Source organism: Methylobacterium sp. WL18, from assembly GCF_008040015.1.
In the GTDB taxonomy this organism is placed as follows: Bacteria; Pseudomonadota; Alphaproteobacteria; order Rhizobiales; family Beijerinckiaceae; genus Methylobacterium; species Methylobacterium mesophilicum.
Map to the genome: position 1 here is coordinate 1 of NZ_VRVD01000092.1, position 11,373 is coordinate 11,373.

Sequence of the window (11,373 nt, forward strand, 5' to 3'; positions counted from 1 at the left end):
CCTCCGGGACGGGCGGCAACTGCGCCAGCAGGGCCTCGGCCACGGTCTCGGCCGGCGTATCCACCGGGAGGCAGAGGCGCGCCCCGAGCCCGCGCGCCGCCGAAAGGCTGCGAGACCCCATGCTGCGCATCAGGAACACCCGCGGGAGAGCCGGGGCGGCGGCGATCAGGGTTCGCAGGCCGACGAGCGGGGAGGGCTGAAGCAGGTCGAGATCCGCCACCAGGGCGAGGCAGGGACCGGCAGGCGGCATCGCGGCCGCGTCCAGCACCGTGCAGGGGGCGATGTCTCCGAGCACGCGCAGGAGTTCGCCGCGGCGGTCGGGCTGGTCGGTGTAGAGGACGACGGTGCCCGCGCGCATCTGGCTCTTCGTGGCATGCCCCCGGGTCCGACAGGCGGCGGGATCCGCGTCGCGTCGCAGGCAGGGCGTTTTAACGCCTCGACCTTGCCAGACGGTAACGCCGGATCCGCGCCTACTGCGCCGCCGCCGCGTCGAGCAGCCAGGCCACGTCGCCCACGCTGGTGACCCGCCCGGCCGGCAGGTCCTCCCCGGCGGCGAGCCGGGCCAGGGCCTCGCGCTTTCCGGCGCCCGTGACCAGGAACAGCACGTGCCGCGAGGAGGCGAGCGCCGGCAGGGTCAGGCTGATCCGCGGCACGAACGGCGCCAGACCGGCTTCCGGCACGGGGGCGACCAGCCGGTGGGGCTCGGCCACGGCCGGCTTGCCCGGGAACAGGGAGGCCGTGTGCCCGTCCTCGCCGAGGCCGAGCAGCACCAGGTCGAACAGCGGCCTGGAAGGATCGAGGCTGTCGGCTCCGTAGAAATCCAGCAGGGTCTGCTCGTAGGCTCGCGCTCCCGCCTCCGCGCCCGCGTCGGAGGGAATGAAGTGCAGGTGGGTCGCGGGGATCCGGGAACCGTGCCCGAACGCCTCGCGGACCATCCGGACGTTGCTGCGCTCATCGTCCCAGGGGACCACCCGGTCGTCGCCGAAGAACCAGTGGATCCGCTCCCACGGCACCCGGGCGGCATAATCTGGGCCGGCAAGCAGGCCGTAGAGCAGCTTCGGGGTCGAGCCGCCGGACAGGCAGATCGCGATCCGCTCGGATTCGGTCTCGCCGCAGGCCACGATCAGCCGCTCGGCCGCCTCGCGGGCGACCGCCTGCGGATCGGACAGGACATGGGTTCCGGTGGGAAGGCTCATCGGCGCCTCGGGATGATTATCGGCTTCAGGACTTCTTGGGCTCCTGGTGGCCGCCGAACCCCTTGCGCATGGCCGAGAGCAGCTTGTCGGCGTAGCTCTCGTGCTCGCGGGAGCGGAAGCGGCGGTACAGGGCGGCGGACAGTACGGTCGCCGGGACGCTCTCCTCGATGGCGGCGTTGATCGTCCAGCGGCCCTCGCCGGAATCCTCGACGTAACCGGAGAAGTCGTGGAGGCTCTCGTCGCCGGCCAGCGCCTGGGCGGTCAGGTCGAGCAGCCAGGACGAGACGACGCTGCCGCGCCGCCAGACCTCGGCGATGTCGCCCATGTTCAGGTCGAAGCGCCGCTCCGGCGGAAGCGCATCCGAATTGGCGTGCTTCAGGATGTCGAAGCCCTCGGCATAGGCCTGCATCAAGCCGTACTCGATGCCGTTATGGACCATCTTGACGAAATGGCCGGCCCCGGTGGGTCCGGCATGGATGTAGCCCTGCTCGGCGCGCGGGTCGCGGCCGTCGCGGTTGGGGGTCTTGGGGATGTCGCCGATGCCCGGTGCCAGGGTCTTGAAGATCGGGTCGAGGCGGTCGACGGTCTCGGTGTCGCCGCCGATCATCATGCAATAGCCGCGCTCCAGGCCCCAGACGCCGCCCGAGGTCCCGACATCGACGTAGTGCAGGCCCTTCTGCTTCAGCTCCAGCCCCCGGCGCACGTCGTCGCCGTAGAAGGAATTGCCGCCGTCGATGATGCAGTCGCCGGATTGCATCAGGCCGCCCAGGGTCTTGACCGCCTCCTCGGTGATCGCGCCGGCCGGGAGCATCACCCAGGCGGTGCGCGGCACCTCCAGCTTGGCGACCAGATCCTCCAGGCTCGACGCGCCGACCGCGCCGGCTTCCACCAGCGCGGCAACCGCCGCCGGGTTCTGGTCGAAGACCACGGCCGTGTGCCCGTCGCGCAGGAGGCGCCGGACGATGTTGCCGCCCATCCGGCCGAGGCCGATCATGCCGAGTTGCATCGCTGCCATCCCTTACCGATCGCCCCCGCGGGGCGGGGCTTAAGTGCTTCGCCGGCTACGCCAATACTGAAGTATGCGGCGCACCCTTTTCCCGGACACCTGTAACGTAGTGAACGGCAATCCCGGATCCCGTGAGAAAAGCGCCGCGCAGCGGCTCGAACTCGACGCTGGGTCTCGATGTCACGACGTTTCGCGCGCTCTTGTGCCGGCCCCCGGGTCGCATTTCGCTGACGCTGCATGCGCCCGGGAACGGGCGGCCAGACCCATCCGCTCTCTAAGCCACGGCCGCCTTCAATGCCGCCGCCACGCGCTTCAGCCCGGCGTCGAGATCGCCCTTGATGTGGACCCGCAGCGCCCGGCGGCCGCGCTCGGCCAGCACCGCGAAGTCGCCCCGCGCCTGCGCGGCCACCACGGTGCTGAAGCCCAGCGCCCGGCCGGGGATCGGCAGGTCCGCGGAGGGGGCCGAGGTGATCTGCAGGAACACGCCGGTATCCGGGCCGCCCTTGTAGGCCTGCCCGGTCGAGTGCAGGAACCGGGGCCCGAATTCCAGGCAGGTCGCGACCTTCCGGGCGTCGCGCACGGCGAGCCGGGCCTCCTGCAGGATGCCGGCGGCCTTCGCGTCCCGCGGGACGTAGGCGAGCAGCCCGAGATAATCGCCGTCCTTCAGGCGGGCGAGCTGCGCCTTGAGCGCAGCCTCCAGGCCCTGCGTAGCCTGCGGCAGGGAAGCGGCATTCTCCCGGTCGGCGTAGAGGGCGACGGCGTCGTCCTCGAACAGTGGCGTCTCGGCGGGGAGGGCGCCGTTCGCTTCCGCTTCCGAGAACAGCTTCTTCGTCTCGATCTTGCTGGCCTCGACATCGGGCTGGTCGAACGGGTTGATGCCGAGCACCGCGCCGGCGACCGCGGTCGCCATCTCCAGGCGGTAGAATTCCTGCGGCAGCTGCTCGATCGAATCGAGGGTGATCCGGGCGATCGGGTGGCCGTCGCGCTCCAGGGCGCGCAGGGCCTCGTCCTGTGCCTCCTGAGCCTGACCGTCGAGGCGCAGGTAGATGAAGAACCGGTCGCGGCCATAGACCGCCGGGACGCTCGCCGGCTCGCCGTCCACCGGCACGAGGCCCTTGCCCTGCTTGCCGGTCGACTCGGCGATGAGCTGCTCGGCCCAGGCGCCGAAGCTGTCGATTCCCGGCGAGGCGATGATCGTGACCTTGTCGCGTCCGGCAAGACCCGCAACGCCCATCGCGGCACCGAGCAGCACGCCCGGATTCTGCGCGGGCGGCACCACCGGCCCGCAGGAACGGACCATGATCCGGGCCGTCTCCAGCAGCGCCTTCACGTCGAGGCCGAGGGCCGCGGCCGGCACCAGCCCGAAGGCCGACAGCACGGAGTACCGCCCGCCGATCTGCTTCACGCCGTAGAAGATTTTCTTGAAGTTATCGGCTTTGGCGGCGCGCTCCATGTCGGAGCCCGGGTCGGTCACGGCGACGAAGTGATCGCCCGCCCGGTCGCCCAACTTCTCCTTCACCCGCCCTAGGAAGTAGTCGCGAAAGACGTTCGGCTCCAGCGTCGAGCCGGACTTGGACGAGACGATGAACAGGGTCCGCCCAAGATCGATGCTCGCCTCCAGGGCGCGCACCTGATCCGGGTGGGTCGAATCGAGGATCTGGAGCTTCGGGAAGCCTTCGCGCTGGCCGTAGGTGAGGCTCAGCACCTCGGGGCCGAGGCTGGAGCCGCCCATGCCCAGCACCACGGCGTCGGTGAAGCCCTGCTGCTTCACCCACTCCGAGAAGGCGGCGTAGTCGGCGGCCTTCTCTAGCTCGTCCTCGACGATGTGCAGCCAGCCGAGCCAGCTCGCCTCGTCGTGGCCGGACCAGACCGTCGCGTCCCCGGCCCAGAGCCGGCGGATGGCGCCGCTCGCCCGCCAGGATTCGACAGTCTTCTTCGCCTCCGCGGCGAGGCTGTCGTCCATCACGAGGCTCTGGCCGTCGAGGCGCTGGCCGAGAAGCGCCGCGCGCTTGCCAGCGACCGCGCCGAGCAGGTCGTCGGCGGCGTCGATGAAGAGCTGCACGCCCTCCCTCACCAGCTGCTCGGCGACCTTCTCGATGTCGATGCCGGCCCGGGCGAGCCGGGTCATGACCGCCTCGGCGCCCGGCACGTCCTCTTCGATCGTCGCCCGCACGGTGCCGTGGTCACGGAACGCGTCCATGGTGGCGGGGGGCATGGTGTTGACGGTGTTCGGGCCGATCAGCTCCTCGACGTAGAGCACGTCGGAATAGGCCTTGTTCTTCACGCCCGTGGAGGCCCAGAGCAGCCGCTGCGCCTTGGCGCCCTTCTCGGCCAGGGCCGTCCACTTGGATTCGGCAAAAATCTTCCGGTAGCGCTGGTAAGCCAGCTTGGCGTTGGCGATCGCGACCTTGCCCTTGAGCTGGGCGAGCGCCGTCTTTTCGTCGGGGTCGTTGGCCTGGGCGATCTTCTCGTCCAGCAGCTTGTCCACCAGCACGTCGATCCGGCTGATGAAGAAGCTCGCTACGCTGGCGATCTTCGACACGTCGTGGCCGGCCTTGGCCCGCGCGTCGAGTCCGTCGATGAAGGCGCGGGCCACCGCTTCGTAGGCCTCCTGCGAGAACAGGAGCGTTACGTTGATCGAGATGCCCTCTTCCGTAAGCTGCCGGATCGCCGGAATGCCCTCCGGGGTGGCGGGCACCTTCACCATCAGGTTGTCGCGGGCGACCGCCTTGTGCAGGCGCCGCGCCTCGGTGAGCGTCGCCTCGGTGTCGAGCGCCAGGTAGGGCGAGACTTCGAGGCTGACGTAGCCGTCCGCCCCGTCGCTCGCCTCGTAGACCGGACGGAGCACGTCGGCGGCGGCCTGGATGTCGGCGATGGCCAAGCCCTCGTAGAGGTCGATGACGCGGCTGTCGCCGGTCTCCTGCACGGCCTTCAGGCTGGCATCGTACTCGTCCGAGTGACCGATCGCCTTCTCGAATATCGACGGGTTGGACGTCACCCCGCGCAGGCCGTCCTCCTCGACGAGGCGCTTCAGCGCACCTTTCTGGATGAAGCCGCGGGCCACGAAGTCCAGCCAGACCGCCTGATCCTGTTCGTCGTGCAGGGCCTTGAGCGCGTTCATGTCGGTTCCTCGTCTCGCATACCGCTACTCGGCGGGCGCCCTCCCTCCCCCCTTTGCGGGGGAGGGTGGCCCTCGCGTCAGCGAGGGTCGGGAGAGGGGAGCCCGGCTTCCAGAAGAGGCGCGACCCTCATGAAGGCCAAGCCATATTCTGCACCGTCGCTCCCCTCTCCCGACCCCCTTTCGGGGGCCACCCTCCCCCGCAGAGGGGCGAGGGGACCGTCGCGCATCCGCCGTTACTTACCGCCTGTGCTTGGCGAGCTGCGCCCGGGCGGCCTCCAGCACCTTGTCGGGGGTAAAGCCGAACTTGGTCTGGAGATCCTTGATCGGAGCCGAGGCGCCGAACGTATCCATGCCGATGACCGTGCCCTCGGTTCCGGCGTAGCGGTCCCAGCCGATGATGCTGCCCTGCTCCACGGTCACCCGCGCCTTGACGGCGGGGGGCAGCACGGAATCCCGGTAGACTTGGTCCTGGCGCTCGAACAGGTCCCAGGACGGCATCGAGACCACTCGGGCCTTCACGCCCTCGGCCTTCAGCGTCTCGTAGGCGCCGACGCAGAGCTGCACCTCTGACCCGGTGCCGATCAGGATCACGTCGGGCGTCCCGTCGCTGTCGGCCAGCACGTAGGCGCCCTTGGCGGTGCCGGAGGCCGCGCCGAACTTGGTCCGGTCCATCGTCGGCAGCGGCTGGCGCGAGAGCGCCAGCACGGCCGGCTGGTCTTTGAGCGAGAAGATGACCCGGTAGGCCTCGGCGACCTCGTTCGCGTCGGCCGGGCGCAGGGTGACGAGGCCCGGGATGCAACGCAGCGAAAGCAGCTGCTCGACCGGCTGGTGCGTCGGCCCGTCCTCTCCCACACCGATCGAATCATGGGTGAAGATGTGGAAGATCGGCAGCTCCATCAGGGAAGCGAGCCGGACCGGCGGCCGCATGTAGTCGGCAAACACCAGGAAGGTCGCACCGTAGGCTCTCAGGCCGGAAAGCCCGAGGCCGTTCACGATCGAGCCCATGGCGTGCTCGCGCACGCCGAAATGCAGGTTGCGGCCGCCGGGCGTGAACGGTCCGAACGAGCCGGCGCCCTCGAAGGTCAGGTTCGACTTGTTGGACGGCGCCAGGTCGGCCGAGCCGCCGAGCAGGAACGGCACGTGCTGCGCGATCGCGTTGAGCACCTTGCCGGAGGATTCGCGGGTGGCCAGGCCCTTCGCATCGGGCTCGAACACCGGGATGTCCTTGTCCCAGCCGTCGGGCAGGCGGCCTTCCAGCAGGGCGTCGAGGTCCTCGGCGTGGTCGGCATCGGCCTCCCGGGCCTTGGACAGCAGATCCTGCCAAGCATCGTAGAGGGCGGCACCGCGCTTGCCGATGCCGTCTCGGAAGTTCTCGTGCACGCCATCCGGCACCAGGAACTGCGCGTCCTCCGGCCAGCCGTAGGCCCGCTTCGCGCCCTTGACCTCCTCCTCGCCGAGCGCGTCCGAGTGCGCCTTCGAGGTGCCCTGCTTCTTCGGGGCGCCGTAGCCGATCACCGACTTGACGACGATCAGGGTCGGCCGATCGTTGGTGGCCAGGAACGTCTCGATCGAGCCGGCGATCGCGTGGACGTCGTTAGCGTCGGCGACCCGCAGGACTTGCCAGCCATAGGCCAGGAACCGGGTGGCGACCTCTTCACCGAAGGCGAGTTCCGTGTGGCCCTCGATGGTGACGGTGTTGTCGTCGTAGATCCAGCAGAGGTTGGCCAGCCGCAGGTGGCCGGCGAGAGAGGCGGCCTCCGAGGCGACGCCCTCCATCAGGTCGCCGTCCGAGCAGATAGCGTAGACGTTGTAGTCGAACAGCGGCAGGTTCGGCCGGTTGAGGTGCTGGCCGAGGAAGCGGCCGCCGATCGCCATGCCGACCGAGTTGGCTACACCCTGGCCGAGGGGCCCGGTGGTGGTCTCGACGCCGGTGGTGAAATGGTACTCCGGGTGCCCCGGGGTGCGGCTGTCGAGCTGCCGGAACTTCTTGATCTCGTCCAGCGTCACGGCCGGCGCGTTGCCGCCGTCGCTCTCGGCGACGTTGGCGAGGTGCAACAGGGCGTAGAGCAGCATCGAGGCATGGCCGCAGGACAGCACGAAGCGGTCGCGGTTCGGCCAGTGGGGATGTGCGGGGTCGTAGCGGAGGTAGCGGTTCCACAGCGTGTAGGCGACCGGGGCGAGGCCCATCGGCGCGCCCGCATGGCCGGAATTCGCCTTTTGCACCGCGTCGATCGCGAGCGTCCGGATGGTGTTGATGCTGAGCGTATCGATCTCAGCGAGGGCCGCCTTGGCGGGAGTATCAGCGCCGCTCATGATGTCGCGTCTTCCAGTTCGCCTCTTGCGTGCCGCTTGTCGGCTTCACGCTGCCGCAGGACGGCGGGAGGGGCTCCGTTGGCCTTACCACCCTGCCGATCCGCCGGCCCTTCGCCGCGCGTATAGCTGAGCAGCGTGTTGACGAGCGCCACATGGGTGAATGCCTGGGGGAAGTTACCCACAAGGCGCTTGGCATGCACGTCGTATTCCTCGCTGACGAGGCCGAGATCGGTGCAGATCCCGATCAGGCGCTCGATGATCGTCCGCGCCTCGTCCCGCCGGCCGAGGCCGATCAGGTTGTCGGCATACCAGAATGTGCAGGGCAGGAACGCCCCCTCGTTGCCGGACAGGCCGTCGGTGGTCTGCCCCTGGGTCTCGTAGCGGAGGATGAAGCCGTCCCGCATCAGCCCCTCGCCGATCGCCGCGACGGTGCCGACCACCCGGGGATCGTCCTGCGGCAGGAAGCCGGTATGGGCGATCAGCAGCAGGCTCGCGTCCAACGCCTTCGACCCGTAGGACTGGACGAAGCTGTTGAGCTCCGGGTCGAAGCCCTGCGCGCAGACCTCGGCATGGATCTCGTCGCGGACCGCGCGCCAGCGCCCGGCCTGCTCCTCGGTGGCGCCCGATTCGTGCATCGCGTGCATGCGCAGGGCCCGGTCGAAGGCGACCCAGGCCATCACCTTCGAGTGGGTGAAGTGGCGCCGGCCGCCGCGCACTTCCCAGATGCCCTCGTCGGGCCTGCGCCAAGCGTTCTCGAGATGGCCGAGGATCGCCAGCCCGACCCGCAAGCCATCCTTGCTGATCGGCAGGCCCCGGGCATGGGCCTGATAGAGCGCGTCGAACAATTCGCCGTAGACGTCGATCTGGAACTGCGAGGCCGCGGCGTTGCCGATCCGCACGGGCTTGGAGTTCTCGTAGCCGGGCAGCCAGTCGAGTTCGATCTCCGGCAGCAGGCGCTCGCCGCCGATGCCGTACAGGATATGCGCCTGCTCCGGGTTGCCGGCCACCGCCCGCAGCAGCCAGGCGAGCCAATCGCGCGCCTCGTCGATATAGCCGGCGTCCATCAACGCGATCAGCGTCAGCGTCGAGTCGCGCAGCCAGCAGAATCGGTAATCCCAGTTGCGCTCGCCGCCGAGCCCCTCGGGCAGGGACGCGGTCGGCGCGGCGACGATGCCGCCGGTGGGCTCGTAGATCAGCGCCTTCAGGGTCAGTAGCGAGCGCTGCAGCATCCGGTCCCAGGCGGTGCCGCCGGCGCAGCGGCTCGACCATTCGCGCCAGGCCTGGTCGGTGGCCTCGAGGGTCTTCAGCGGCTCGATCGGATGCGGGTCGTCCTCGTGCGAGGCGCCGTAGCTCAGGACGAAGCGGCACCGCTCGCCGGCATGGACGGTGAACTCGGACACCGTCGTCTGCGCGTCCGATCCCTTGAGGTGGACGTCCGTCCGCAGCACGACCTTGTGGGGACCGGAGACGGCGCGCAGGTCGCCCAGTTCCGAGCGCGAGACCCACGGCACCGCGGAGCCGTAGTCGAATCGCACCGCCATCTCCATACGCATGGCGACGCGCCCATGCACGCACTCGACCAGGCGCACCAGGTGGGCGCCGTCCCCAGCCGGCATGAAATCGGTCACCAAGACCTCACCCAGCCGGGTCTTGTGCCGGGTCTCCAGAACCAAACTTCCCGGACGGTAGGCCCAGCTGGTCTCGACATGCACGGCCTCGGGAAAGATCTTCCAGAAGCCGTGGGCCTCCGTCCCGAGCAGGCTGGTGAACAGGGCGGCGGCGTCGAAGCGCGGCCAGCACAGCCAGTCGACGCTGCCCTGCCGGCTGATCAGCGCGGCGCTGCGGCAATCCCCGACGAGCGCATAATCCTCGATGCGTGCAGCCATACGGCCCCGGCTCCCGCGCGGCCGGGGAGCCCCGGCCATCCGCTGCAACGCACCTAGGACGCCCGGTTGCGAGGTCCAGAGGCGGTGGCGTGGCGAGCCGAGTGGAATGCCGTGCGGTACGGCCGGCGTTTCGTGCGCGTCAGCGCAGGCAGTCGGCCACCACCAGGGCGACGGATCCCTGTACGGCGGCCGCGCCGTCGCGCATCAGGTTCGCCGCATCGCCGACGACCCGGGCGGCGGGGGTCAGCCGTTCGACCACCGAGGCGGCGAAGGGCAGAGCGGCGGGGGGCAGCAGATCGGCCTCGTCCGACTCCGCGGCCTCGGCACGGCCGGCGGCCAGCGGATCGGTCACGTGCTGAGGCGTCTCCGGGCAGCGGCGCCCGGGGCAGACATGGCGGCCCGCGATCGCGATATGCGACGTCGCCCGGGCCGCGAGCACAGGCCGGGCCGGCTGCGTCGGGGCCAGGGGATAGACTTCGGCGAAGGCCACGGCGGCCGGGCGGCGGACCGAAACGGACACCGGCGCGGCTTTGAAGAAGGCGGTGGGCGACGGAGCCTCGGGCGCAACGACCTCGGCGCGGGCCTCCGACGGCGGCGTCAACTGCGACGACGGACAATAGAGGGAAGCGACACCCAGAATTCCCACCACGACCAACGTCGGCAGGAACGGCATCGAAACGCGCCCGGTGGCGGCGTCCGTCAGGGCAAGCGGGTCTGGCCTGCGCATCCGTTTCACCACCCCCGCCCTAGTTCCGACGACGCAAGAATGCCCCCAGCATTGCGGCGGAAGCTGGACCGTTTCTTTGCGCGGCGGTAACGCTGGCGACAGCTGCGGGGCATACGCCTTGCTTGGCCGGAGCGCCCGAACCGGGTCGCCCTCTCAAGAAGTCCCGCCCGACCGGGCCCCGATGACCGAATCCAACCTCACCGTCGCCGTGATCGACCCGAGCCGCGCCCGCGCGGCGATCCTGGAGGAGGGGCTGCGCGCCGCCGGCATCGGCCGGATCGTGGTGATTCCCGATACCGTCGACCTTCTGGAGCGGGTGACCGCCCTGAAGCCCGACGTGGTCGTGATCCACCTGGAGAGTCCCAGCCGGGACATCCTGGAGCAGATGTCGGGGGTTTCCCGGCAGGTCGAGCGGCCGGTGGCGATGTTCGTCGACCGCTCGGACACCACCATGATGCAGGCGGCGGTCGACGCCGGTATCTCGGCCTACGTGGTCGACGGCCTGCGGGCGGAGCGGATCAAGTCGATCCTCGATATCGCCATCCTGCGCTTCAACGCCTTCGCGCGGCTCCAGCGCGAATTGTCGGAGGCCCGCGGCGAGCTGGCCGACCGCAAGCTGATCGAGCGCGCCAAGGGCATCCTGATGAACCTGAAGGGGCTGACCGAGGACGAGGCCTACAAGCAGCTCCGGCGCAAGGCCATGAACGAGAAGCGCAAGATCGCCGACATTGCCCGGGCCATCGTCACCACGGCGGACCTGCTCGGATGAGGCTTCAGCTCGGCTACGTCCCCCTTTGCGATGCCGCGCCGCTGATCGTGGCGCACGCGTTCGGCTTCGCCCGGGCCGAGGGTCTGGAACTCGACCTCTCGGCCGAGCCGTCCTGGGCGACCCTGCGCGACCGCCTCGCGCTGGGCCATCTCGACGGCGCCCACATGCTGGCGCCGCTGGCGCTGGCGAGCCGGTTGGCCCTCTCGGGCCCGCCCTCCGACCTCGTGGTTCCGCTGCAGCTCAGCGCCAACGGCAACGCCGTCACGGTGTCTCGGGGGCTCTGGGCCGCGATGGAGCCGGCGAGCGAGACTCTGGCGGACGTGGCCCGGGCGAAGGCCCGGGTGGCGGCCGAGCG

General features: G+C 69.9%; 8 protein-coding genes and 1 pseudogene. 2 read left to right on the forward strand and 7 right to left on the reverse strand.

Annotation, left to right across the window (positions count from 1 at the left end):
- The 7 genes and pseudogenes from FV228_RS10060 to FV228_RS10090 all read right to left on the reverse strand — a co-directional run.
- A pseudogene (locus tag FV228_RS10060) lies at window positions 1-358 on the reverse strand (phosphohydrolase); the annotation flags it as partial.
- A gap of 112 nt (window positions 359-470) precedes the next feature.
- Complete coding sequence (gene pgl / locus FV228_RS10065; RefSeq protein ID WP_147854497.1) at window positions 471-1,196, reverse strand: 6-phosphogluconolactonase; 726 nt, start codon at window positions 1,194-1,196, stop codon at window positions 471-473.
- 25 nt (window positions 1,197-1,221) lie between these two features.
- Window positions 1,222-2,202, reverse strand: coding sequence for a phosphogluconate dehydrogenase (NAD(+)-dependent, decarboxylating) (gnd, locus tag FV228_RS10070; RefSeq protein WP_147854503.1), 981 nt, complete (start codon window positions 2,200-2,202; stop codon window positions 1,222-1,224).
- A gap of 274 nt (window positions 2,203-2,476) precedes the next feature.
- Window positions 2,477-5,323: a bifunctional transaldolase/phosoglucose isomerase gene (locus FV228_RS10075; protein ID WP_147854498.1), complete on the reverse strand. Its 2,847-nt coding sequence runs from the start codon at window positions 5,321-5,323 to the stop codon at window positions 2,477-2,479.
- 237 nt (window positions 5,324-5,560) lie between these two features.
- Window positions 5,561-7,636, reverse strand: a complete 2,076-nt coding sequence (gene tkt, locus FV228_RS10080; RefSeq protein ID WP_147854499.1) for a transketolase — start codon at window positions 7,634-7,636, stop codon at window positions 5,561-5,563.
- Window positions 7,633-9,522 (reverse strand): glycoside hydrolase family 15 protein, encoded by a 1,890-nt coding sequence (locus FV228_RS10085; RefSeq protein WP_147854500.1) that lies wholly within the window; start codon window positions 9,520-9,522, stop codon window positions 7,633-7,635. The genes tkt and FV228_RS10085 overlap by 4 nt, the downstream gene beginning before the upstream one ends.
- A gap of 139 nt (window positions 9,523-9,661) precedes the next feature.
- Window positions 9,662-10,249 (reverse strand): hypothetical protein, encoded by a 588-nt coding sequence (locus FV228_RS10090; RefSeq protein ID WP_187277691.1) that lies wholly within the window; start codon window positions 10,247-10,249, stop codon window positions 9,662-9,664.
- 181 nt (window positions 10,250-10,430) lie between these two features.
- Between FV228_RS10090 and FV228_RS10095 the strand changes: the two genes are divergently transcribed.
- Window positions 10,431-11,018: an ANTAR domain-containing protein gene (locus FV228_RS10095; RefSeq protein ID WP_147854501.1), complete on the forward strand. Its 588-nt coding sequence runs from the start codon at window positions 10,431-10,433 to the stop codon at window positions 11,016-11,018.
- The coding region (locus FV228_RS10100; protein WP_147854502.1) for an ABC transporter substrate-binding protein at window positions 11,015-11,373 on the forward strand (359 nt) is incomplete at its 3' end. The genes FV228_RS10095 and FV228_RS10100, both read left to right, overlap by 4 nt.

What these genes read in the sequence shown, in the direction of transcription:
- FV228_RS10075 (WP_147854498.1), bottom strand. Translation starts at nt 5,323, where the DNA reads ATGAACGCGCTCAAGGCCCTGCACGACGAACAGGATCAGGCGGTCTGG.
- FV228_RS10090 (WP_187277691.1), bottom strand. Translation starts at nt 10,249, where the DNA reads ATGCGCAGGCCAGACCCGCTTGCCCTGACGGACGCCGCCACCGGGCGC.
- gnd (WP_147854503.1), bottom strand. Translation starts at nt 2,202, where the DNA reads ATGCAACTCGGCATGATCGGCCTCGGCCGGATGGGCGGCAACATCGTC.
- pgl (WP_147854497.1), bottom strand. Translation starts at nt 1,196, where the DNA reads ATGAGCCTTCCCACCGGAACCCATGTCCTGTCCGATCCGCAGGCGGTC.
- FV228_RS10095 (WP_147854501.1), top strand. Translation starts at nt 10,431, where the DNA reads ATGACCGAATCCAACCTCACCGTCGCCGTGATCGACCCGAGCCGCGCC.
- tkt (WP_147854499.1), bottom strand. Translation starts at nt 7,636, where the DNA reads ATGAGCGGCGCTGATACTCCCGCCAAGGCGGCCCTCGCTGAGATCGAT.
- FV228_RS10085 (WP_147854500.1), bottom strand. Translation starts at nt 9,522, where the DNA reads ATGGCTGCACGCATCGAGGATTATGCGCTCGTCGGGGATTGCCGCAGC.